The 20746-nt window shown below is 70.2% G+C and carries 26 protein-coding genes; 13 read left to right on the top strand and 13 right to left on the bottom strand.

Annotated features, from left to right (window positions below):
- Positions 1-11: 11 nt before the first annotated feature.
- From ABNG04_RS11715 to ABNG04_RS11705, 3 genes are all read right to left on the bottom strand, one after another.
- Positions 12-371: a hypothetical protein gene (locus tag ABNG04_RS11715; RefSeq protein WP_371162593.1), complete on the bottom strand. Its 360-nt coding sequence runs from the start codon at positions 369-371 to the stop codon at positions 12-14.
- A 119-nt stretch (positions 372-490) separates the two neighbouring features.
- Positions 491-844 (bottom strand): helix-turn-helix transcriptional regulator, encoded by a 354-nt coding sequence (locus tag ABNG04_RS11710; protein WP_371162592.1) that lies wholly within the window; start codon positions 842-844, stop codon positions 491-493.
- Positions 845-950: 106 nt separating this feature from the next.
- On the bottom strand, positions 951-1778 hold the full coding sequence (locus tag ABNG04_RS11705) for an NRDE family protein (RefSeq protein WP_371162591.1): 828 nt from the start codon (positions 1776-1778) through the stop codon (positions 951-953).
- A 105-nt stretch (positions 1779-1883) separates the two neighbouring features.
- On the opposite strand from ABNG04_RS11705, the gene ABNG04_RS11700 reads away from it, so the two are divergent.
- The 5 genes from ABNG04_RS11700 to ABNG04_RS11680 all read left to right on the top strand — a co-directional run bounded on the left by ABNG04_RS11700 (position 1884) and on the right by ABNG04_RS11680 (position 5594).
- Positions 1884-2954, top strand: coding sequence for a glucose 1-dehydrogenase (locus ABNG04_RS11700; RefSeq protein ID WP_371162590.1), 1071 nt, complete (start codon positions 1884-1886; stop codon positions 2952-2954).
- A complete protein-coding gene (gene gfcR / locus ABNG04_RS11695) occupies positions 2941-3573 on the top strand; it encodes a transcriptional regulator GfcR (protein ID WP_371162589.1) in 633 nt (210 codons plus the stop codon). Before ABNG04_RS11700 ends, gfcR begins: the two co-directional genes overlap by 14 nt.
- An 86-nt stretch (positions 3574-3659) precedes the next feature.
- Entirely contained in the window at positions 3660-4004 is a 345-nt protein-coding gene (locus ABNG04_RS11690; RefSeq protein WP_371162588.1) for a glutaredoxin family protein, read from the top strand.
- A 203-nt stretch (positions 4005-4207) separates the two neighbouring features.
- A complete protein-coding gene (locus tag ABNG04_RS11685; RefSeq protein WP_371162587.1) occupies positions 4208-4777 on the top strand; it encodes a DUF7110 family protein in 570 nt (189 codons plus the stop codon).
- Between the two features lie 103 nt (positions 4778-4880).
- On the top strand, positions 4881-5594 hold the full coding sequence (locus ABNG04_RS11680; protein WP_371162586.1) for a diphthine--ammonia ligase: 714 nt from the start codon (positions 4881-4883) through the stop codon (positions 5592-5594).
- A gap of 55 nt (positions 5595-5649) precedes the next feature.
- On the opposite strand, the gene ABNG04_RS11675 is transcribed toward ABNG04_RS11680, so the two are convergent.
- Positions 5650-6903, bottom strand: a complete 1254-nt coding sequence (locus tag ABNG04_RS11675) for a Glu/Leu/Phe/Val family dehydrogenase (protein WP_371162585.1) — start codon at positions 6901-6903, stop codon at positions 5650-5652.
- 72 nt (positions 6904-6975) lie between these two features.
- Positions 6976-7857: an HpcH/HpaI aldolase/citrate lyase family protein gene (locus ABNG04_RS11670; RefSeq protein WP_371162584.1), complete on the bottom strand. Its 882-nt coding sequence runs from the start codon at positions 7855-7857 to the stop codon at positions 6976-6978.
- A gap of 84 nt (positions 7858-7941) precedes the next feature.
- Between ABNG04_RS11670 and ABNG04_RS11665 the strand changes: the two genes are divergently transcribed.
- Positions 7942-8439: a MaoC family dehydratase gene (locus tag ABNG04_RS11665; protein ID WP_371162583.1), complete on the top strand. Its 498-nt coding sequence runs from the start codon at positions 7942-7944 to the stop codon at positions 8437-8439.
- Between the two features lie 48 nt (positions 8440-8487).
- Here ABNG04_RS11665 and cyaB read toward each other — a convergent pair whose 3' ends face one another.
- Positions 8488-9090, bottom strand: a complete 603-nt coding sequence (gene cyaB / locus ABNG04_RS11660) for a class IV adenylate cyclase (RefSeq protein ID WP_371162582.1) — start codon at positions 9088-9090, stop codon at positions 8488-8490.
- A gap of 175 nt (positions 9091-9265) precedes the next feature.
- Here cyaB and ABNG04_RS11655 point away from each other — a divergent pair, with 175 nt between their 5' ends.
- Together ABNG04_RS11655 and ABNG04_RS11650 are read left to right on the top strand one after the other, a co-directional pair.
- Positions 9266-10195, top strand: a complete 930-nt coding sequence (locus tag ABNG04_RS11655) for an FKBP-type peptidyl-prolyl cis-trans isomerase (protein ID WP_371162581.1) — start codon at positions 9266-9268, stop codon at positions 10193-10195.
- Between the two features lie 151 nt (positions 10196-10346).
- The gene (locus ABNG04_RS11650) at positions 10347-10607 is read left to right on the top strand and encodes a DUF8049 family protein (protein ID WP_371162580.1); all 261 of its coding nucleotides are present in this window, start codon (positions 10347-10349) and stop codon (positions 10605-10607) included.
- 23 nt (positions 10608-10630) lie between these two features.
- On the opposite strand, the gene ABNG04_RS11645 is transcribed toward ABNG04_RS11650, so the two are convergent.
- From ABNG04_RS11645 to ABNG04_RS11630, 4 genes are all read right to left on the bottom strand, one after another.
- A complete protein-coding gene (locus tag ABNG04_RS11645) occupies positions 10631-11251 on the bottom strand; it encodes an RAD55 family ATPase (RefSeq protein ID WP_371162579.1) in 621 nt (206 codons plus the stop codon).
- A 104-nt stretch (positions 11252-11355) separates the two neighbouring features.
- Positions 11356-12057 carry a nucleotide-binding protein gene (locus ABNG04_RS11640; protein ID WP_371162578.1) on the bottom strand — a complete coding sequence of 234 codons (702 nt, stop codon included), beginning with the start codon at positions 12055-12057 and terminating at the stop codon, positions 11356-11358.
- A 106-nt stretch (positions 12058-12163) separates the two neighbouring features.
- A complete protein-coding gene (locus ABNG04_RS11635; protein ID WP_371162577.1) occupies positions 12164-12538 on the bottom strand; it encodes a YlbF/YmcA family competence regulator in 375 nt (124 codons plus the stop codon).
- Between the two features lie 69 nt (positions 12539-12607).
- Positions 12608-13267, bottom strand: a complete 660-nt coding sequence (locus ABNG04_RS11630) for an alpha/beta hydrolase (protein ID WP_371162576.1) — start codon at positions 13265-13267, stop codon at positions 12608-12610.
- 113 nt (positions 13268-13380) lie between these two features.
- On the opposite strand from ABNG04_RS11630, the gene ABNG04_RS11625 reads away from it, so the two are divergent.
- Both ABNG04_RS11625 and dph2 read left to right on the top strand, forming a co-directional pair.
- Positions 13381-14076, top strand: a complete 696-nt coding sequence (locus ABNG04_RS11625; RefSeq protein WP_371162575.1) for a hypothetical protein — start codon at positions 13381-13383, stop codon at positions 14074-14076.
- Between the two features lie 106 nt (positions 14077-14182).
- On the top strand, positions 14183-15226 hold the full coding sequence (gene dph2 / locus ABNG04_RS11620) for a diphthamide biosynthesis enzyme Dph2 (protein ID WP_371162574.1): 1044 nt from the start codon (positions 14183-14185) through the stop codon (positions 15224-15226).
- A 63-nt stretch (positions 15227-15289) separates the two neighbouring features.
- Here the strand turns inward: dph2 and ABNG04_RS11615 are convergent, their stop codons facing one another.
- Together ABNG04_RS11615 and ABNG04_RS11610 are read right to left on the bottom strand one after the other, a co-directional pair.
- A complete protein-coding gene (locus ABNG04_RS11615; RefSeq protein ID WP_371162573.1) occupies positions 15290-15505 on the bottom strand; it encodes a DUF8015 family protein in 216 nt (71 codons plus the stop codon).
- A complete protein-coding gene (locus tag ABNG04_RS11610; RefSeq protein ID WP_371162572.1) occupies positions 15502-15702 on the bottom strand; it encodes a hypothetical protein in 201 nt (66 codons plus the stop codon). The genes ABNG04_RS11615 and ABNG04_RS11610 overlap by 4 nt, the downstream gene beginning before the upstream one ends.
- A 234-nt stretch (positions 15703-15936) precedes the next feature.
- On the opposite strand from ABNG04_RS11610, the gene ABNG04_RS11605 reads away from it, so the two are divergent.
- On the top strand, positions 15937-17022 hold the full coding sequence (locus tag ABNG04_RS11605) for a sensor histidine kinase (RefSeq protein WP_371162571.1): 1086 nt from the start codon (positions 15937-15939) through the stop codon (positions 17020-17022).
- Here the strand turns inward: ABNG04_RS11605 and ABNG04_RS11600 are convergent.
- Positions 17019-17468 (bottom strand): TIGR00725 family protein, encoded by a 450-nt coding sequence (locus ABNG04_RS11600; protein WP_371162570.1) that lies wholly within the window; start codon positions 17466-17468, stop codon positions 17019-17021. The two genes, ABNG04_RS11605 and ABNG04_RS11600, sit on opposite strands and share 4 nt — an antisense overlap.
- A gap of 135 nt (positions 17469-17603) precedes the next feature.
- Here ABNG04_RS11600 and ABNG04_RS11595 point away from each other — a divergent pair, with 135 nt between their 5' ends.
- A complete protein-coding gene (locus ABNG04_RS11595) occupies positions 17604-18260 on the top strand; it encodes an HAD family hydrolase (protein ID WP_371162569.1) in 657 nt (218 codons plus the stop codon).
- 112 nt (positions 18261-18372) lie between these two features.
- Positions 18373-20745, top strand: a complete 2373-nt coding sequence (locus ABNG04_RS11590; protein WP_371162568.1) for an ATP-dependent DNA helicase — start codon at positions 18373-18375, stop codon at positions 20743-20745.
- Position 20746 lies beyond the last annotated feature (1 nt).

Genomic DNA, 20746 nt, shown 5'->3' with positions numbered 1-20746 from the left:
CCGCCGCGGTCTCATTCTCCGCCGCCGCGACGGCGGCGCGCCTGTTCGCTGAGGGTGAGGAAGGCGACCGCGCCGAAGAACGCGATCACGAAGCCGAACGTCGTCGCGTCGCCGCCGGCGGCGGACTGCGCGAACAGGATTGGGGTGACGCTCAGTCCGAAGAGGCCGACGCCGTACCCGAGCCTGTCGCTGCGGTCGTCGAACCGCGGTGCGGCGGCGAGCAGCGACACGTCGAACGCGAAGTAGAAGTACGCCGCCCCGACGTAGACGGCGGCGGTTCCGAGCGCGGCCGGGACCGACGAGACGAGCGCGTACACGCCGAGCGCGGGGCCGAGGCTGACGCCGAGCGCGAGCGGGAGGGCGCGATTCATACGGGACCGATTCGGACTCGGCCGGGTAAAGGAATCGGATGACGGGCGTCTAGAGAGATCTCGACAAGCGGGAAACCGGACGAACCGAAGCGGTGCGGGCGGTGTCGGTCGCCGTGAGGTCAGTACTCCTCGTACGCGAGGTTCATCATCCACTGCGAGAAGGCGTCGGCCTGCGCGTCGACCTCCTCCTCGCCGATGAACGGCGAGAGCATGTCGCCCGCCATCAGCAGCGCGAAGTCTAAGTCGCGCGGCGCGGGCTCCAGGTAGTAGGTGTTGTGGCCGTCGTAGACGGTGTCGGACCGCTGGATGAGCCCCGACTCTTCCAACGCCTCGGCGATGCGGCTCCCCTTCCGCGACGAGACGTCGAGCTCCTTCCAGAAGTCGCTCTGGTGGATGCCACCGGTCTCGCGGATGAGTTCGAGGCCGGCCCGCTCGTCCGCCGACAGGTCGGACTCGATTTCGGACACGCTCATACTCTCTCACGCCTCCCGAATCGCTTAAAACTGGCTTTCCGGGCGGCCGCGAGCACGGGGCTCGTCGAGGAGCGACTAGTGGCGCTCGGTCGACCGGCCGGCCGGCTCAGACGCCACCGGTCGCGAACTCGTCGGGGACGGAGACGCGTTCCACGGCCGTTTCGCAGGGGGGACCGTCGGCGTATCCGACGGCGAGGTCGTCGCCGGTCCGGATCCGCGTGAACGACCGCGTACCGAAGCCGTCGCCGTGGAGACACGCCCCGTACTCGTGATCCGCGAGGACGCCGCTCGCACGGTCGAGCCACGACGCGCCCGACTCCCCCGGTTCCGGGACGAGCGCCGCCGCGATCCGCTTCGCGCTGTCGGCGCGTTCGGCACCGAACTCCGCTCGTCGCTCGGGGACCGCGAACCTCTCGGCCCCGTTGATCACGCCGCCGACGTTCCCGACCACGTGGACGCCCGGGTCGAGTCTGCTCACGGCGAGCCCGCCGTCGTACGCGAGCAGGAAGGCGCCGAGAGCGTCGGCCAAGACGAGGTTGAACCCGGCGTACGCGCGCTCGTCGAGCTCGCGCTCGACCGCCCGGACCGCCGCCTCGGCGGAGTCGGCCGTCAGGCAGTCGCGGACGAGGAGCCCCCGAGAGCGCTCGCCCTCGCGCTCCGCGTCCGTCCACCGGTTCGTGACCGCGACGACGAGGCCGCGCTCCGAGAGGCCGATCCACGTGCCGCCGGCCTCGGCGTCGCGCGGGGCGACGTACCGGACGTCACCGGCGTCGCCGTCCGCTCCGCCCTCGACGCCGCTTTCGTCGCCCTTGCCGCCACTGCCGGCGCGCACCGTCGGCGGCTCGCTGGGGCGATCGAGCGCCTCGTCGCGGGTGGCCGCGAGCGCGACGGGTGCGTCCCCGAACGCACGCCACGCCAGAGTCAGTGTACACACGCCTCCGAGTACGGCCGACCGGGTGAAAACACCACGGGGGATCCGCCGTCCGCGTTTACTCGTAATAAAAGAAATCTTTTGTTGGCTGACCGCCTGGGTCGGGACATGAACGCGATTGCCGTCTACGAGGGAGCCGACGAACCGGTCGTGACCGAGAAGCCGCGACCGGCGCCCGCGCCGGGCGAGGCGCTGGTTCGGACCCTTCGGGTCGGCGTCGACGGGACCGACCACGAGGTCATCGCCGGCGGCCACGGGGGGACGCCCGCGGGCGAGGACCACATCGTGTTGGGCCACGAGGCCGTCGGCGTGATCGAGGACCCGAACGACACGCCGTTCGAAGCCGGCGATGTCGTCGTCCCCACGGTCCGCCGACCGCCGAACGGCGCGAACGAGTACTTCGCCCGCGGCGAACCCGACATGGCCCCGGAGGGCGAGTACCACGAGCGCGGCATCGTCGGCGCGCACGGGTTCATGGCGGAGTACTTCACCAGCCCCGCGGAGTTCTTGATCGAGATCCCCCCGGCGCTCGCGGAGTGGGGATTCCTCGTCGAACCGGTCTCGATCGCCGAGAAGGCGATCGAACACGCATACGCCAGCCGATCGGCGTTCCACTGGGAGCCGGAGTCCGCGCTCGTGTTGGGCAACGGGTCGCTCGGCCTCCTGACGGTCGCGACCCTCGACGAGTCCTTCGACCGGGTGTACTGCCTCGGCCGGCGCGAGCGCCCCGATCCGACGATCGACATCATCGAGTCGCTCGGCGCGACGTACGTGAACTCGAACGACACCGCGATCCCGGACGTGCCCGCGGCGTACGAGCCGATGGACTTCGTGTTCGAGGCGACCGGCTACGCGCCGCACGCCCTTGAGACGATCGAGGCCCTCGCCCCGAACGGCGTCGGCGCGCTCCTCGGCGTCCCGGGCGACTGGGAGTTCGAGATTGACGGCGGCCGGCTCCACCGCGAGTTCGTCCTCCACAACAAGGCGCTCGTCGGCAGCGTCAACTCCGGGTACGGGCACTTCGAGTCGGCCGTGGAGTCGCTCGGCCGCCTCTCCGAGCCGTTCCTGAACGATCTCGTCACCGGTGTCCACGGGATCGACGAGTTCGAGGCCGCGTTCGCGGATGACGACACGACTATTAAAACGGCGGTCGAATTTGCCGCGTATGAAGAACGTTGACGACCTGATAGACAGCGCTGCCGAGCTCGCCGAGCGGGGGCTCTCGAAGGGCGAAATCGCCGACGAGCTGAACGTCTCGCGGGAGACGGCGAGCTGGCTGGTCGAGCGCGGCGGCGGCTCGGAGGGCGCGGAGAGCGCCGGGACGACCGCCTCCGCCGACATCCACGTCGACTGGTCGGCGCTTGGGCGCGACTCCACCCGCCTCGGCTACGCGGCGAGCGCCATGGCGGACCTCCTGGCCAAACAGGGCGAGGCGGTCGACCTCACCGTCGGGGTCGAGAAGGCCGGCGCGCCGCTCGCGACCGCGGTCGCGGACCGGCTCGACACCGACCTCGGCACGTATGCCCCCGCGAAACACCAGTGGGAGGAAGGCGACATCGACGAGCATGGCGGCGGCTTCTCGCGGAACTTCGCCGCGATCCGGAACCGCGACTGCTACGTCGTCGACGACATCATCACCTCCGGGACGACGATGCGCGAGTCGATCGACGCGATCCGCGAGCAGGGCGGGGAGCCGGTCGCGTGTGTCGTGCTGGTCGACAAGATGGGGTACGACGACATCGACGGCGTGCCGGTCTACTCGCTCGTCGACGTCGTCCGCGTCGACCGCGAGGAGTAGGCCGGAACAGCCCGTCGGGTGCCGGCCGGCCCGTCCCGCCGCACCCGTGCGGAACCCATTTGCGTCGGCGACGCGTATGATGCCGTATGACGTTCAGCCCCAAAGCGGACGCAGACGCCGAAGAGATCGAACAGCGCGTCGAGACGGTCCTCGCCGACAACGACGTGGTACTCTTCATGAAGGGGAACCGCCTGATGCCGCAGTGCGGCTACTCCCAGCGCGCCGTCGAGCTGATCTCCCAGCACGTCGAGGAGTTCGAGACGGTCGACGTGTTGCCCGCGCTGCCGGAGTACCGCGAGGCGCTGGAGTCCCACAGCGGCTGGGAGACGATCCCGCAGACGTTCGTCGACGGCGAGTTCGTCGGCGGCAGCGACGTGCTCGGCGAACTCGACGAGCGCGGCGAGCTCGCCGCGGAACTGGGTGCGGAGTAACGAGCCGACCCCGCTCCAGGCCCGCCTCGAAGCCGCGAGCCGCCCGAATTTCACTTGGAGCCGCGCCCCGCCGCGTGCCTCCATCACACCGATCCTCACATTTCGAAGGGCAGTCCATATAAACCCACGGTGCGTACATAGGGTAGGTGCGGCCGTTGCCGCCGCCGTGACCATCGGTCCGACCCCACCGTACTCCACAAACAATGACAGGCCGCGTGTTCCGACTTCATTCGACGCTCGAACTGCCACTCGAAGACGTAGAGACGTACTTCGACGAAGACCCCGATCTGCCGGAGGAGATCGACGACATCGACATCACGCGTCGAAACAACACACTGATCATCAAGGCCCTGTCCGACGACGAGTCGATCAGCAAGTACACGCCGACCGCCCAGCTGAAGGCGTCGGTCACGGAGACCCGCGTCTGGGAGGAGGAGCCGCCCCGCGCCGGCGGCCCGCAGTGGATGGACGACGAGGAGGAGGAGATCCCCTCCGAGCTTGTCGAGTTCGCCTGCTTCAAGGGCGACCGCGAGACCGTCCTCCAGAACTCCGCGCTCCAGTACCCCATGTTCCGGGTGCTCCGCAAGATCGCGACGCTTTCCGAGAAAGGGACGCTGACCGCGATCACCGAGGAGGACGGCGACCTGGAGGCGACGCGGATCGTCGAGGGCGAGCCGCGACCCGCCAGCATCGAGGTCGTCGAGAGCCCGCAGGGGGCCGGCGAGGGGGACGGCGGCGTCAACTGGCGCGACAACGAGTTCATCTCGGACTGAGGCGACGCGCCCGCCGCGGCCGGTCCCGCGCGCGGCGTTCGGCTCCGGTCCCCGCCGCCGTCCGACCGCCGACCATTTATCTGCGCGACTCCCTCTCCACGTCATGAGCAACTGGGTGAGCCTCTTTTCCGGCGGCAAGGACTCGTCGTGGGCCCTGTACCGTGCCTTAGAAGAGGGGCTCGACGTCTCGCGGCTGTTGACCGTCCACCCCGCCGGCGACTCGTACATGTACCACACGCCAGCGACTGAGCTCGCCTCGCTCGCCGCCGAGAGCGTCGGGATCGACCTCGTCGAGGTGTCGCCGGACGACTTCGGCGCCGACGACGTGGACGACTCGGGCGCGCAAGGCGACGCCGAACTGGAGCCGATGGAGGTGGCGCTCCGCGAGATCGCCGCCGCGGACGATATCGACTTCGCGGGCGTCACGGCTGGGGCGGTCGAGAGCGAGTTCCAGACGAGCCGGATCCAGGCGATGTGCGACCGGCTCGAGATCGACCTGTTCGCGCCGCTGTGGCAGCAGGACCCGGTCGAACTCGCAGAAGCGATGTTCGACGCGGGCTTCGAGATCCGGATCGTCCAAGTGGCGGCGTACGGGCTCGACGAGTCGTGGCTCGGGCGACGGTTCGACGCGGACGCCCTCGAGGACCTGCTCGCGCTCCGCGAGGAGTACGGCGTCCACCCGCTCGGCGAGGGCGGGGAGTTCGAGACGTACGTCGTCGACGGCCCCCACATGGACCGTCGCATCGATCTCACCTACGACGCAGTGTGGGAGGGCGATCGGGGGCACGTCGAGATCCGGGACGCGAGGCTGGAGTGAGCGGTCTCGATCCTCGAACCGACAGAAACGTCGCGACCCCGCCAGATCCGGCGATCTACGGCCAGCTTCCGGCCTGATCGTAGGCGTCCACGATCCGGCCGATGCCGACGACGTACGCCGCGGTCCGGAGGTTGCGGACCTCGTTCGACTCGTAGGTGGCGACGAGCGTGTCGAACGCCTCCGTGATCACGCGTTCGAGCTCCTCGTTGACGCGTTCCTCGGTCCAGCCGAACCGCTGGCGGTTCTGGACCCACTCGAAGTAGGAGACGGTGACGCCGCCGGCGTTCGCGAGGATGTCGGGGACGACGTACACGTCGCGCTCGGCGAGGACGTCGTCCGCGCCGGGCGTGAGCGGCCCGTTCGCGGCCTCGACGATCAGGTCCGCCGCGACGTCCGTCGCGAGGTCCCCGTCGACCGCGTTCTCCAGCGCGGCCGGCACGAGGCAGTCGACGTCGAGGGTGAGCAGCTCCTCGTTGGTTATGCCCTCGCTCCCTGGGTAGCCGGTCACCGAGCCGGTCTCGGCCTTGTGCGACTTCACGTCCCGGGGGTCGAGCCCCTCGGGGTCGCGGATACCGCCGGAGGAGTCGGACACCGCCACCACGTCGGCCCCGAGGTCGTCGAGGAGCCTGGCCGCGATCGACCCGGCGTTGCCGTACCCCTGGACGGCGACCGTCGCGCCGGCCAGCTCGCGGCCGAGCCAGTCGAACGCCTCGCGGGCCGACAGCGCGACGGAGCGACCGGTCGCCTCGACGCGCCCCTCGCTGCCGCCGGAGTCGAGCGCCTTCCCGGTGATGACGCCGGGAGCGGTCGTGTTCTCTAAGGTCTCGTAGGTGTCTTTGATCCAGTTCATCTCCCGCTGGCCGGTGTTGACGTCCGGCGCGGGGATGTCGCGGTCCTCGCCGATCAGCGGCCGCAGTTCGGTCGCGAACGCGCGGGTGATCCGCTCCAGTTCGGTCTCAGAGTAATCGGCCGGGTCGATCGCGATGCCGCCCTTCCCGCCCCCGTACGGGACGTCGACGACGGCGCACTTGTACGCCATCCAGCCCGACAGCGCCTTCACTTCGTCGCGGGTGACGCCCGGGTGATAGCGGATCCCACCCTTGTAGGGGCCGCGGTCGCCGTTGAACTGCGAGCGGTACGCGCGCACCGTCTCCAACGAGCCGTCGTCGCGCTCGAACGTCAGGTTCGTCTCTAACACCCGTTCGGGGTTCTTCAGGCGCTCGATGACGCCCGGGTCGGCGTCGACGACCGCCGCGGCGTCGTCGACCTGCTCTCGCAGACTCTCGAACGGGTTCGCCTCGGAAGACATACCCCAACGTGCTTTCGGACCGGGGTTAATTGTGACGGACGACCGGGTCCGTCGTCGCGTCGCCGGTCGGTCTCACCGGCCGGCTTCGGGCGCGCGGTCGAGGATCCGCTCCGCCTGCGCGATCAGCGGCGCGTCGATCATTTCGCCGTCCACCTGGAAGACGGCGCGGCCCTCCTCCTCCGCCTCGTCGCGGGCGTCGAGGACGGACTCGGCCCACTCGACGTCCTCCGGGTCCGGCGTGAAAGCCTCCGTGATCGGCCCGACCTGCGCCGGGTGGATCGCGAGCTTCCCGTCGTAGCCGAGCCGGCGCGCGAACGCCGCGTCCTCGCGGAGTCCCGCCTCGTCGGAGAAGTCCGTGTACACCGTGTCGATCGCGTCGACGCCGGCCGCGCTCGCCGCGAGGACGACGTGCTCGCGGGCGTACAGCACCTCCGTCCCCTCGTCGGTGCGGGTCGCGCCCACGTCGGCGGCGAGGTCTTCCGCGCCGAACGCGAGCGCGTCGGTCGCGTCCGCGGCCGCGACCGCCTCGGCCGCGAGGACCCCGGCCGCGGTCTCGACGAGCGCGAACACCGCCGGGTCGCGCCCGCGCTCGGCGCACAGGTCGGCCACGTCGTCGACGCGACTGTCGCTCTCCACCTTCGGGAGCATCACCGCGTCGAGCCGGACGCTGGCGCCGTCACCCGCGGGCTCGGCCGCGCTCTCGGCGTCGGTCCCTACCACGCCGTCGAGGTCGGCCGCTGGTGACTCGGCGGTCAGCCGGACGCAGACCTCCGCGTCGGGGTCGAACGCGGGGTCCGCGAGCACCTCGCGGACTGCCGCCCGCGCCTCGTCCTTCCGCGCCGGGGCGACGGCGTCCTCGAGGTCGAAGCAGATCACGTCGGCGTCGGACCGCGGGGCCTTCCGCATGAGGTCGGGGCTGTCGCCGGGCGAGAACAGCAGGCTTCGGCGTGGCATGTCTCGGGGTGTGCGGGCGTGCGGCTAAAATCCGCCGGCCGCCAGAGCGGTACCGATTTCACGCCGCCGGTCGACCGACGGGCCATGCCCGGACGCTACTACGAGGAGTTCGAGGTCGGCGAGACGATCGAACACGCGAAGCGACGGACGATCAGCGAGGCCGACAACCAGCGCTTCTGCGACATGACGATGAACCAGCAGCCGCTCCACCTCGACGCCGACTTCGCCGCCGAGACGCAGTTCGGCGACCGGCTGGTGAACGGGCTGTACACCATGTCGCTCGCGGTCGGCGTCTCTATCCCCGAGACGACCGACGGGACCATCGTCGCGAACCTCTCGTACGATGACGTCGAACATCCGAACCCGGTGTTCCACGGCGACACAATTCGCGCGCGATCGACCGTCACCGACAAACGGGAGACGAGCGACGGCGAGCGCGGCGTCGTCACCATGCGCGTGGAGGCGTTCAAGATCGTCGACGGCGACGACGACGTCCTCGTCTGCGAGTTCGAGCGGACGGTCCTCTCTCAGAAGCGGCCGGACGGAGACGGGGATGCCGAGGGCGACGGAAACGACGCCTGAGCTGACGCCGCGGGCGACGGAGGCGACGAGGCGGCGTAGCTCCCGCCGTCAGTCGTCCTCGGCGGCCAACAGCAGCCCGAGGTAGGAGGTCCGGACCTGGTCTGCGGCGTCGAGGCCGAGCCGGTCGAGCGCCTCGACCGCCGCCTCTCGGACCGCGTCGACCTCGCCCTCGGCCTCCACGGCGCGCTCGATCTCGACGTACTCGTCGAGCCCGGCGACGGCGTCGAGCGTCACGGTGAACCCGTCGTACGCCCAGAACTCACGCTGCTTCTCCACCGTCGCGGCCGGCTCGAAGCCGAGCCCGTCGAGGACCGACGCGAGCGCCTCGCCGTCGTCGACGCCTGTCTCGTGTTCGGCGCGGGTCTTCGAGGCCGCCTCGAGGAGCGGCCCCTTGTAGGTGACCGTCGCTGCCGGGTCGGCGTCGCAATCCGCCGATTCGTCGCCGTCCCCCTCCACCGATCCGTCGCCGTCCGACAGCGGCGTCTCGCGTCGGATCCGGAGCGCCTCGTCGGTCTCGGCGAACTCGCGGTGCGGCGCGTCGTAGTAGGTGTCGCGCTGCCGCTTGGCGGCAACGCGTTCGGCCCCGGCTTCGCGGAGGCGCTCGCGCGTCGCGTCCAAGTCGGCCGGGACCTTGATCTCGACCTCGTACATGACCGGCGATGCGACCGGGACGGGCATAAGCGGCGCGGGACACCGCCGGTCTCGCGTCGCGCCGCCGCGGCCCGTGCGCCGGCGCGTCGGCCGCCGAACCGCCGCTGTCGCCCGCTCGCCGGCGGGCTTCGGGCCGAACCGTGCTTCTTAAGGGCGTAACAGGAGACCTTCAGATATGAGCGATCAGGAGCAAGCGGACGCGGCCGAGGAGGCCGAGGAGACCGAGACCGAGACTGACGCCGACGGACTCGAGGACGGCGACTTCGTCCGCGTCGCGTACACGATCCGAACGGCCGACGACGACCGCGTCATCGACACGACGGACAAGGAAACGGCCGAGGACGCCGAGATCGACACAGACGAGTACGACTTCGAGCCCCGCATCATCGCGCTCGGCGCCGGCCACGTGTTCCCCTCCGTCGAGGAGGCGTTCGTCGGCGGCGCCGTCGGCGACGAGGGCACGGTCGACGTCCCCGCTGACGACGCCTTCGGCGAGTACGACCCCGATGAGGTCGAGACGGTTAAGGCTGACAAGATCCCCGAGGACAGCCGCTACCCCGGCGCGCAGGTCCAGATCGACAACCAACAGGGCCACCTCGAGACGATCATCGGCGGCCGCGCCCGCGTCGACTTCAACCACCCGCTGGCCGGTGAGGATCTCGAATACGAGTACGAGATCCTCGAAGCCATCGACGACCGCGAGGAACAGGCGTCGGGCATGCTCGGAATGTACCTCCAGGAGGCCCCCGAGGTCCGCATCGAGACGGAGACCGAGGAGGAGGAGACCGTCACCGAGGACGACGACGGCGAGGAGACCGTCGAGACCGAGGAAGTCGAGAAGGACGCCCTCTACGTCACTGCGACGCAGGCGATGCAGATGAACCAGCAGTGGATGTTCCAGAAACAGCAGATCGCGCAGGACCTCATGGACCGTCTCGATCTCGACCGCGTCGTGATCGAGGAGGTCATCGAGGGCGGCGGGATGGGCGGCCTCGGCGGCATGATGGGCGGCATGGGCGGTGCCGGCGCCGGCGACGTCGACATCGAGGAGGCGCTCGAGGACGTCGACGCCGACGAGATCGTCGACGAGATCGACGAGGAGTAACGGACCCCGTCTCTGCCGATTTTTCGCTTTTTCGAGATCCTGATTCCTCGAGCGGCCGCACCACGTCGCCACCCGCTGCGGGAGCTCAGCCCGCAGCGCCGGGTCGGCGGGCGAACGGATCGCTTTTGCCCGACGCCGCGCCCACACCGGTATGGAGATCGAACGGGCACGCGAGGACGCGCTCGTCGCTGGGGTCGCGGGCGCGGCGACCGTCGCGATCGCGTTGCTATCGAGTTTCACCGGCGTCGTCTCGGTGGCGACGCTCCCGACGCTGGCACCGCTCGCCGTGTACGCGCTGTACCTCTTCTCGCGGAAGGGCGGACCGTACGGGGCGTTCGACACCGCGCGCAACTGGGCGGCCGCGGCGGCGGCGGCGGGCGTGACCGTGGTCCTCGCGGCCGTCGCGCTGTAGACAACAGACAAAACCCGACCGATTCAGGCGATGTCGCGGCTCGTGTCGACCGCCACCGCGTCGGTGAGCTTCAGCTTCAGCGGCTCCTCGAGGGCCGCCCCGCCGCGGAACTTCGGTACGATCAGCCGGTTCGCGATCTCGGTCCCGGTGACGGTAGTTCGGAGGTCGAACACGACGTCCGCGACCTGCTCCGTGACCCGACGCGTCGCCGGGTCCTCCCCGCCGCGAAGCGCGTGGAGCAGGGCGACGCCGTCGGCGTCGTCGATCCGGGAGCGGACGCCGTCGAGGAACTCCGCGTACGCCGCGGGCGACGCGTGCTCCTCCAGCGGCTCCACCGAGTCGACGATCAGCGTCCCGCCGTCGGGGGGGTCCTTGGTCAGCGACGCCGCCTCGTCGAGGTCGCCGCCGTCGTCGACGGCCTCGACGGTCGTCTCCTCGTCTTCGTCGCCGCCGAGCGCCGCCTCCACCGCCCCGGCCGACCGAACGGTCGTCAGGTAGCGGCACTCCCGGATCCGGGCGAACCGGTTCAGGATGAGTTCGGACTGGCTGTCGGGGTCGGCCTTCAACACGACGACGCTACCGCTCGGGAGCCCTCCGCCGAACTGTCGGTCCAGCGCCGAGATCCCAGTCGGGAGCGTCTCCATACGATCGCTGCCGCCCGTGGAGGTTTGGGTCTGTCGATGGCGGCCTTCTCGACCGGTCGAGCCACCGCCCGCCGTCGCCTCCGTGCGGGTTCGTCTCCCGATCCTCACGCCACCTGCCACCCCGTCGCCACCGCGGTCTCGCCGAGCCGCCGGGCGAGGCCGTCGTACGCGCTCCGGACGGCGGGGTCGGCCAGCGGGGCGGCCCCGCCGTCCGGAATCGCACCCAGGACCGGACAGTCGAGGAGGGTCTCCACTCGCTCCGGCACGCTCCTCGCGCCGATCGCGACGACGCCGACCGGCGGACAGTCGAGTCGGCGGGCGATCGCCGCCGTCTTCGCGGCGTCGCGGAGCGCGGCCCGCCTGAGCGGCGTCGCGATCAGCGCGCCGTCCGCCGCTCGCAGGGGCGCGGCCACGTCCGGCGACGCTCCGGCCGGGCTGTCGAGCAGCACGGGCGCGCCGTCGGGGGTCGCCCCCGCGAGCGCGTTGAACGTCGCGCCGGGGTCGACCGACCGCGGCTCGTCCGGCGCGGCGAGAACGGTCGGCGCCGCGCGGTCGGCGGCGATCTGATCGGCCTCTCGAACGGCGTCGAGGACGGTGTTCGCCTCGATCCCGCCGACCTCCGCGCCGCGACGGGCATCCCGGCCGCCGTCAGCATCTGTTTCGGCGGCGAGCCGAGCAAGGTTCGGGAGGTCCCAGTCGGCGTCGGCCGCGACGACCGGGGCGCCGCGCCGCGAGAGCGCGCGGGCGAGCCCGAGGGTGGTCGTGGTCTTTCCGCTTCCGCCCTTGCCGCCGGCAACGGCTATCACGGCGAGAGTGTGTCGGTATCGTGCAAAAAGTATCGTTCCGTACCACCGCGCGGTGCGGTCTCGGGTCGCGTTCGGGTCGAGCCGTGGTCGCGGCGAACGCCGCGAGTCAGTCCTGACAGCAGCCGCCGGCTTCGCCGCCGAAGTCGACAGCGAGCGGCTCCGAAATTGCCTCGTTGATCGCTTCGAGGGTCTCCTCGAGCTCGTCTTGCGCGTCGAGGTACTCGCTCATCACCGGCATCGAGTGGAGTTCGTCTTGCGCCTCCTGGACGCGCTGGAGCTCCGCGTTCGTCGCCTGTCCGGTCTGGCGGGCCTGCATGAACTCCGCGCGCAGCTGCTCGAACTCGTCGATCTGCTCTTGGACCGCCTCGTCGCGCTGGACCGCGGCTCTCGCCTCCTCGAAGCGCTTGTACTCTGGGGTTTCAGCGATCCGCTCGCCGAGCTCTCGGCCGAGGTCCTCGATGGAGACCTGTTCGACGCTCATGGTCGTATATCGGCGTCGATCGGTTTGAACCTGCCGAAGCCTTGGCTCGGCGGCGACTTCCGGCGTCCGCTACGCCGTCCGGGACGCGACGAACTCGACGACGGCGTCGAGCTCCTGCGGGCCGATGCCGTGCCCGCCCGGGAAGCTCCCGCTCGTGACGTCCGCGTCGAGAGCTTCGAGATGGTCGATCGCCGCCTCCGTCCGCGACTGGGGGATCACGCGGTCGCCGGCTCCAGCACCGACGAACACTGGCTTGCCCCCGATCCCGTCAGGGTCGAGGTCGGCGTGTGACTCCGCGAGGTAGCCGTGGAGGGCGACGACCCACGCGTAGCGGTCGGGGTCCTCTAAGAGGAGCGAGAGGCTCGTGATCGCCCCTTGGCTGAACCCGAGCAGGCCGATCCGGTCGGCGTCGAGTCCGTGCGCGTCGACCGCGGCCTCGACGCTCCCGACGATCAGGTCGAGACTCCGGCGGAAGTCGTCCGCGTCCGGCTGGCTCGACTCCAGCCCGCCCGCGGAGAGGTCCAGCTCGTACCACGTGTACCCGTCCTGGAGTCGGTCGGGCGCGCGGAGGCTGATCACGTGGTGGTCGTCCGGGAGCTCGGCGGCGACCGGCAACAGATCCTCCTCGTCCGCGCCGCGACCGTGGAGCACGAAGACGGCGGGCGCGGGGTCGTCCTCTACCCCGTCGTCGGGGGCGACGTGAACGTGTTCGAGCGGGATCTCGTTCATCTGTTCGCGATTGGCGACGGCGGCTGTTAGATTCGTCGGCCGCGGCAGCGAGCCGTGCCGACGTCTCTCACGCGGCCCGTGGGTTCTAGTAGGCCCACGTCGACGCTACGGACATGGGTCCTCGCAGCCTCCCCGCAGTGGTAGCGCTCCTCCTCCTCGCGACCGCGGCGTTCGCCGCGGCCCCGGTCGACGCCCGAGCGCCGCCGACCCCCGTGTGCGGCGTCTGCGACCTCGATCGAACGACGCCGAGCGGCGAGCGCGTGGCCGCCGGCGAGAGTTCGCTTACGATAACCGTCCACGCGAACGGGTCGACGACGTGGCGGGCGCGCGCCAGACTCGCGGCCGGCGCGGACGCACTCGCGGCGAACGACACCCTCCGACGTGCGGTCGCGGAGGAAGCCGCCGGAGACGGCGTCGCGTCCCCGGAAGACGTCGATGTGCGCTTCGACGGCGAGACGCTCGCGGTCGAGTACCGCGACCCGAACGCCGCGCGACGATCAGTCGGAACCGTCGTCTTCACGCCGCTGACGCCGGCCTCGCCGAACAGGCCGATGGTCTCGGGCGGTCAGGGTCCCCGGTACCTCGCCGCCGACCGACTGACCGTGCGGGGCGGCCCGGGTCTCGACGTACACGGATCGGCTCCGATGACCCCGTCCGCCGACCGGCTGGTCTGGAACCCGAACGCGACCGGTGACGCGACTCGCCCGTCGCTCGGCGTCGAGACGGACCCCGTCGCGGTCCCCGAGCGTGCGATGGCTCCCGGCGTCCGCGCCTGGCTCGCACGGCTGCTCGTCGGGAACGCGCTCTGAGACTCACGGACGCGACGAACGGACCTATCGGACGCCTCGCGCCGCTTTCAGAGCGTCCCGTGGTCGAACGCGCCGTTTAACCGTCCTGCCGCACAAACCGGGCCATATGAGCGGCTCCACGGAGGGTGACCTGACGAAGACGGGGATGGCCCTCAAGCACGACCGCGAGTGGGACTACGAACTCGACCGGATCCTCGAGGCCATCGAGGAGCGCGACGCCACGAAGGTCGGCTTACAGTTCCCCGAGGGACTCAAGCGCCGCGGCCCGAAGGTCGCCGACGACCTCCGCGAGGTCGCCCCCGACGACGTCACGTTCATGCTCTCCGGGCAGCCCTGCTACGGGGCCTGCGACCTCGACACGTACCTGATGCGGCGGACGGACGTGTTCGTCCACTTCGGCCACACGCCGATGAAGGAGTCCGACAGCATCGTCTACGTCCCGCTGTTCTCGAACGTCGACCCGTTCCCGATCATGGAGGACGCGCTGGCCGAGGAGCTCGCGCCGCCCGAGGAGGACGCCGACGTGGGACTGGTCACGACGGCCCAGCACATGAACCGGTTCGAGGAGATGACTGACTGGCTGGAGGAGCGCGGCTACGAGGTCCACACCCGCCGGGGCGACGACCGCCTCACGAAGGAGGGACAGGTGCTCGGCTGTAACTACGCCTCCGCGGACATCGACGCCGAACAGGTGCTGTACGTCGGCGGCGGGAAGTTCCACCCGGTCGGGCTCGCGATGGAGCACCCGGACAAGCGCGTCGTCATCGCCGACCCCGTCAACAACGCCGTCTCGGTCGCCGAACACGACCAGTTCCTCAAGCAGCGCTACGCCGCGGTCCACAAGGCGATGGACGCCGAGAAGTGGGGCGTCATCTTCTGTACGAAGATCGGTCAGGGCCGCTGGGAGAAGGCTCAGGAGATCGTCGACAACAACGACAACGCCTACCTGATCACAATGGACGAGGTGACGCCGGACCGTCTCCGGAACTTCGACATGGACGCGTTCGTCAACACCGGCTGCCCCCGGATCACGACCGACGACGGTCCCCGGTTCCACAAGCCGATGCTGACCCCCGGCGAGTACGAGGCCGCGATCGGCGAGAAGCCGCTCGACTCCATCGAGTTCGACACGTTCCACGACACCTGGTAGAACGGGACGCGGAGAACGGAGAACGCCTCGTTATCAATTGCTGACTCTTGAGGGAGGCCATCGTCACGCCTCGCCCGGCGGATGCCAGAACAGGCCGTCGACGACGAGGGCGCCGGACGCGAGCGACGCGCCGGCGACGGGGAGCGCGTACCCGCTCGCCAGAAGCGATCCGACCGCGTACACAACACAGAACACGAGCGGGATGGCGAGTAGGATGAGGTCGGCACGGTCGACTCCCTCGACGATCGCCGTCTCCCGTCCGCGGTGGCTCCCGCTCATTCCATGTACCCGAGGTCCCGGAGCTTCTGTGCGATCTGTTTCGCCTCGGCCTCGGAGACCCCGTCGTCGGACTCCATCTCCTGAACGACGACGTGTTTGACGAACTCCTTGACCGACCCGAACGGCTCGTCGTCGATGTACTCCTCCACGTCCGCGACGAACTCCTTACGCAGCGAGATCGTGGTGTACTCGCTCATTAGCCGATCCCCTCTCACTCCTCACTGATAAAATTTAATCATATATAATTACAGCGTCTCACGCCCCAAAGCGAACGATCAGCCGATGATCGCCGAGAGATCGAAACCGCGAACGGGCGCCTCGCGCGAGCGAACCACGACCGGCTCGAAACCCGGGAACTGCCGCTCCGATCGCCGTGTCCCAGCAACGTTTATCAGCCGAGCGACCGGGGATCGAAAAAGGGGTCCTCCGTGATGTCCACTCGCAAGAGTTCGATCGCCGTCGTCCTCGCCGCGGGAACGCTCGACCGAGCGGCACAGCTGAAGGACTCGCTGGAGCGCGCCGACGACCGTTTCAGCGTCGAACCGGTCGCGGAGGCCGACACCGCCTCGGAGGTTCTGCGCGACTCACCCGTCGACTGTTTCGTCGCGGTCGGTAACTCCGGGGACCCGACCGGACTCCCCGTCGTCTCGACGGCCCGGGAGCGGCACCCGGCCCTCCCGATCGTGTTCTGTCCCGACGAGCCGCTCGACGCGCCCGCCGTGTCGGCGGCGTTCGACGCGGGCGCGACCGACGTCGCGCGGGCGTGTCCGGACTCCGACCGGACGCCCGTCCTCGTCCACCGGATATCGACCGCCGTCGCGTCCGCGCGCGCTGTGGCGGAGGCGGAGCGACAGCGCGACCGGTTCGAGGAGTTCGTCCAAGGGGTCTCCCACGACCTGCGGAGCCCGCTCAACGTCGCACAGGGGCGGCTCGCGATGGCGCAGGCCGAGGGGGGCGTCGAACACGTCGACGACGCGGCGTCGGCGGTCGATCGCACGCTTGAACTGCTCTCCGACCTGCTGACGCTCGCGGAACAGGGCGAGAAGCCGGAGGACCTCGACCCGGTCGAACTGGCGGCGCTCGCCGAGGAGTGCTGGGCAAACGTCGCGACTGGCGACGCGACGCTCGTCGTCGACTCGAACGAGCGGATCCTCGCAGACGACGGACGACTAAAGCGCCTGCTAGAGAACCTGTTCCGAAACGCGGTCGAGCACGGCGGGGACGACGTGACCGTCGTCGTCGGCGACATCTCACCGATGTACACGGCGACGCGCGCCGGCGCGGTCCTGCCGTCCGGATTCTTCGTGGCGGACGACGGGCCGGGGATCCCGCCCGACGAGCGCGACCGCGTGTTCGAGGTGGGGTACACGACGGACCCGGACGGGACCGGCTTCGGACTGAACATCGTAAGCGAGGTCGCCAGGGCGCACGGGTGGGAGGTGGCCGTCTCCAAGGGGTCCCGCGGCGGCGCTCGGTTCGACGTGACCGGCGTCGAGACGATCGGGGAGCGAGGCTAGTCGGGTCGGGCGGCTCGCTCCACGTACTCGACCGCCGCCGTCGGCGAGTCGACGGCCGCCACGCCCTCGACGTCGTGCGTGTCGAGTCCGGCCACCGGACGGCCCTGCGCCAGTGCGAGTCCGATCTCGGACAGCGTGCCGCTCGCCCCGTCGACCGCCACTGCGGCGTCGCCGTTCATCACAACGAGGGCGTTCCGGGCGTGGCCGAGGCCCGTCGCGATCGGAACCGTGACGTGCGGGTTCGCGTCGCGTCGGTCGTCCGTCGGGAGGATCCCGACCGTCTCGCCGTCGTTTGATCGAGCGCCGCGACAGACCGCTTCCATGACGCCGCCGAGGCCCCCGCAGACCACGACGTGGCCCCGCTCGGCGAGCCGCTCGCCGAGGGCCTCCGCGACCGCCGCCGTCTCCGGGCCGATCGAACTCCCGCCGATGACGCTGACGCGCATGTTCCTCACTGGACGCGAGCGCGGGTAAAACTGGTCTGTCGTGGCCGCGAACCGACCGAAGGCGCCGTCTCGACCGATTCTCGTCGTCGAGACGCCCACTGAAACGCTTATCCCTGCTGGTCGTGAATGACGGCTATGACGTACGATACCGTCGTGTTCGACAACGACGGTGTCCTCGTGGGCCGCACGCGCTTCGACGTGCTCCGGGATGCGACCCGGGACGCGTTCGAGGAGTGCGGCGTCGAGGAGCCCGATCCGGACGACGTAGAGCAGATGACCATCGGTGCGACCCCCGGCAGCGTCGGCACCGTCTGTCAGACGTACGACCTCGATCCGGGGTCGTTCTGGCGGACGCGCGACGACGTGGTGTCGCGAGCCCAACAGCAGGAGGCCCGCCAGGGGCGAAAGACCCCGTACGACGACCTCGACGAACTCCAGGACCTCGATGTCCAGATGGGGATCGTCTCGTCGAACCAGCAGGCGACCGTCGACTTCCTCGTCGACCACTTCGACGGGTTCGACCGCATGGGCGCCGCGTACGGTCGCGAGCCGACGATCCACTCGCTTCAGCTCCGCAAGCCGAACCCCCACTACATCGAGCAGGCGCTCGGCGACCTCGACGCGAACAACGCCCTGTTCGTCGGCGACAACGAGTCGGACGTCCGCGCGGCCGAGAACGCCGGCATCGACTCCGCGTTCATCCGTCGCCCCCACCGCCGCGACTGGGACCTGAACGTCTGGCCGACCTGGGAGATCGACCGGCTCTCCGACCTCCACGACATCGTGGAGTGAGGCCGCCCCGTCTCCGTTCGCGAGGCCTTCGTCAGCGACGCGTCGGCGCGGGCGACGGCCGCCAGCGGTCGGCGATGAAGCGTTTAAATTGGATGGGGCGTAACTCGCTCTCGTGACCGACTCGCCCCCGTGGGCCGACCTCTTCGGCCACCCCGAACCCTACCCCGAGCAGGCAGACGGCATCGACGCCGCCGTCGACGCCGCCGCGGACGGCGGCTTCCTCGCGCTCGAGGGCGCCTGCGGGACGGGAAAGACGATGCTCGCGCTCACCGCCGGCCTCGACCGCGTCCGCGACCCCGACTCGGACTTCGAGCGCGTCTTCGTCCTCACCAGCGTCAAACAGCAGCTGCGCCAGTTCGAGACGGACCTCCGGACGGTGAACGAGAACCTCCCGAGCGACTACGACCCCGTCTCCGGGCTCACCCTCGTCGGGAAGGCCGATGTCTGTCCGTACGCCCGCGAGAACCGCGGCGGGATCGACCGCGAGAACGTCTACGAGCGCTGCGAGGGGCTCCGCGAGCGGACCCGGAACCTCGTCGGCGACGGCGGGGCGACGACAACGTCGAACCTCGTGAGCGAGGCGCGGAGCCAGCAGGTCGGGCTCATGGACTCCGGTTCCGGCGCGGCGGACGCGCCCGGCGCGGAAAACGCGCCCGACGTCGACTACCTCTCCGTCGACGGCGAGCCGACCCCGTACCGCCCGGACACGGAGGAGTACGACGACGTCGAGTTCTGCCCGTTCTACGCCGGCTTCCTCGACGACCTGCCGGAGGACGGCGAGCCCGCCGAGGCGGTCCCGTTCGACGTGACGGAACTCGGCCACGTCGACGCCGACGAGCTCGTCCGGCTCGCCGCGGGCCACGGCTCGTGTCCGCACTCGATCATGGGCGCGCTCGTGCCGGAGGTCGAGGTCGTCATCGGGAACTACTATCACGCGTTCGACCCCGTGACGACGGGGACGTTCACCGGCGCGCTCCTGGACGACTCGACGTTCGTCGTCTGCGACGAGGCGCACATGCTCGAGCCGCGCGTGCGGGACTTGGTGAGCGACGCGGTCGCGGACGCCAGCCTCCGCGACGCGGAGAACGAGCTCACCCGCGTCGTCCAGCCGCTCTCGTTCGAGTCGGCGGGCGCGGAGTCGGACGACGCCGCCCTGGTCCGCGGCGAGCTGGAGGACGCGGACGTGACCGTCGAGGAGATCGAGGCGGTCCGGGAGTTCTACGCCGACCTCCGCGGCGAGCTCGACCGCCGCGTGACCGCGTACCTCGACCGCGAGCGCCCGGACTGGCGTGCGTCGATGCGCAAGCTCGACGACGACGAGATCCCCCTCCGGGACCCCGAGGAGCCGGGCGAAGACGCGATCACCGAGTGGGCCGACGGCGAGGGGTACGGCGAGCGCGTCTGGGCGCGCGCCGAGCAGGTCGGCGCGGTCGTCAAGCGCGTCCTCGACACGCTGGAGGAGGAGGACAAGCAGCGCGCGGCCCCGGGCGTCGGCCGCACGCTGAACGCCTGGTACCGCGAGGGGCACACCGACTTCTTCCGCGCGATCGAGCTCGAACGCACGTTCGACGAGGCGGAGCCGCCGGACTCGTGGCGGCGCGCGTACAACGGCGGCCTCGCGCTCCACAACTGCCTCCCGAGCGAACCGATCGGCGACCGGCTCGCCGAGTTCGGCGGCGGCGTCCTCATGAGCGCGACGCTGGAGCCGATGGACCTGTTCCGCGAGGTGACCGGGCTCGACCACCTGGCCGAGCGCGGCCGCCCGGTCGTCGAGCGGACGTACGGCCTCTCGTTCCCCACGGAGAACCGCGCGAGCCTCGCGGTCGACGCGCCGAAGTTCACCCACCAGAACCGCGGCGCGCCGGGCGAGGAGAACCCGACGCGGCTCGCGCACCTCGACGCGACGACCGCGGTGGCGCGCCGCGACGGGAACGTCCTCGTGGGCACCCCGAGCTACGCGGAGGCGACGTGGATGGCCGAGTCTCTCTCGGAGCGACTCGACAAGCCGGTCCTCTTGGACGAGTCCTCCGGCGACCGCGAGACGGAATCGCTCAAGGACGACTTCTTCGCCGGCGACGGGAAGGTGCTGGTGACGAGCCTCCGCGGCACCCTCACGGAGGGCGTCGACTACCGCGGGGACCGCCTCTCGGCCGCCGTCGTCTGCGGCGTCCCGATCATCAACACGGCGCGACCGCAGACGCGGGCGGTAATCACCGCCTACGACCGCCGGTTCGACTCCGGCTTCGAGACGGCGCTCACCGTCCCCGCGGTCCGGAAGGCCCGGCAGGCGGTCGGCCGCGTCATCCGCGGGCCGGACGAGCGCGGCGTCCGCGTCCTCCTCGACGCCCGCTACGCCCGCGACTCGTGGAACGCGGTCCGGGAGTACCTGCCGAAACACGAGCGGGAGGAGTACCAGCCGGTGAGCCCGGACATGCTGGAGGTCGCGCTCGACCGGTTCGAGTCGCGGCGGCCGACGTCGCGGTGAC

This window comes from Halorubrum miltondacostae (assembly GCF_041379815.1).
GTDB classification, from domain to species: domain Archaea; phylum Halobacteriota; class Halobacteria; order Halobacteriales; family Haloferacaceae; genus Halorubrum; species Halorubrum miltondacostae.
The sequence above is the reverse complement of the archived record's forward strand: the minus strand, read 5'-3'. Positions and strand labels throughout refer to the sequence as shown.

Coding starts and splice junctions, on each gene's coding strand:
- ABNG04_RS11715 (WP_371162593.1), bottom strand. CDS start 371: ATGAATCGCGCCCTCCCGCTCGCGCTCGGCGTCAGCCTCGGCCCCGCG.
- ABNG04_RS11710 (WP_371162592.1), bottom strand. CDS start 844: ATGAGCGTGTCCGAAATCGAGTCCGACCTGTCGGCGGACGAGCGGGCC.
- ABNG04_RS11700 (WP_371162590.1), top strand. CDS start 1,884: ATGAACGCGATTGCCGTCTACGAGGGAGCCGACGAACCGGTCGTGACC.
- gfcR (WP_371162589.1), top strand. CDS start 2,941: ATGAAGAACGTTGACGACCTGATAGACAGCGCTGCCGAGCTCGCCGAG.
- ABNG04_RS11690 (WP_371162588.1), top strand. CDS start 3,660: ATGACGTTCAGCCCCAAAGCGGACGCAGACGCCGAAGAGATCGAACAG.
- ABNG04_RS11685 (WP_371162587.1), top strand. CDS start 4,208: ATGACAGGCCGCGTGTTCCGACTTCATTCGACGCTCGAACTGCCACTC.
- ABNG04_RS11680 (WP_371162586.1), top strand. CDS start 4,881: ATGAGCAACTGGGTGAGCCTCTTTTCCGGCGGCAAGGACTCGTCGTGG.
- ABNG04_RS11675 (WP_371162585.1), bottom strand. CDS start 6,903: ATGTCTTCCGAGGCGAACCCGTTCGAGAGTCTGCGAGAGCAGGTCGAC.
- ABNG04_RS11670 (WP_371162584.1), bottom strand. CDS start 7,857: ATGCCACGCCGAAGCCTGCTGTTCTCGCCCGGCGACAGCCCCGACCTC.
- ABNG04_RS11665 (WP_371162583.1), top strand. CDS start 7,942: ATGCCCGGACGCTACTACGAGGAGTTCGAGGTCGGCGAGACGATCGAA.
- cyaB (WP_371162582.1), bottom strand. CDS start 9,090: ATGTACGAGGTCGAGATCAAGGTCCCGGCCGACTTGGACGCGACGCGC.
- ABNG04_RS11655 (WP_371162581.1), top strand. CDS start 9,266: ATGAGCGATCAGGAGCAAGCGGACGCGGCCGAGGAGGCCGAGGAGACC.
- ABNG04_RS11650 (WP_371162580.1), top strand. CDS start 10,347: ATGGAGATCGAACGGGCACGCGAGGACGCGCTCGTCGCTGGGGTCGCG.
- ABNG04_RS11645 (WP_371162579.1), bottom strand. CDS start 11,251: ATGGAGACGCTCCCGACTGGGATCTCGGCGCTGGACCGACAGTTCGGC.
- ABNG04_RS11635 (WP_371162577.1), bottom strand. CDS start 12,538: ATGAGCGTCGAACAGGTCTCCATCGAGGACCTCGGCCGAGAGCTCGGC.
- ABNG04_RS11630 (WP_371162576.1), bottom strand. CDS start 13,267: ATGAACGAGATCCCGCTCGAACACGTTCACGTCGCCCCCGACGACGGG.
- ABNG04_RS11625 (WP_371162575.1), top strand. CDS start 13,381: ATGGGTCCTCGCAGCCTCCCCGCAGTGGTAGCGCTCCTCCTCCTCGCG.
- dph2 (WP_371162574.1), top strand. CDS start 14,183: ATGAGCGGCTCCACGGAGGGTGACCTGACGAAGACGGGGATGGCCCTC.
- ABNG04_RS11615 (WP_371162573.1), bottom strand. CDS start 15,505: ATGAGCGGGAGCCACCGCGGACGGGAGACGGCGATCGTCGAGGGAGTC.
- ABNG04_RS11610 (WP_371162572.1), bottom strand. CDS start 15,702: ATGAGCGAGTACACCACGATCTCGCTGCGTAAGGAGTTCGTCGCGGAC.
- ABNG04_RS11605 (WP_371162571.1), top strand. CDS start 15,937: ATGTCCACTCGCAAGAGTTCGATCGCCGTCGTCCTCGCCGCGGGAACG.
- ABNG04_RS11600 (WP_371162570.1), bottom strand. CDS start 17,468: ATGCGCGTCAGCGTCATCGGCGGGAGTTCGATCGGCCCGGAGACGGCG.
- ABNG04_RS11595 (WP_371162569.1), top strand. CDS start 17,604: ATGACGTACGATACCGTCGTGTTCGACAACGACGGTGTCCTCGTGGGC.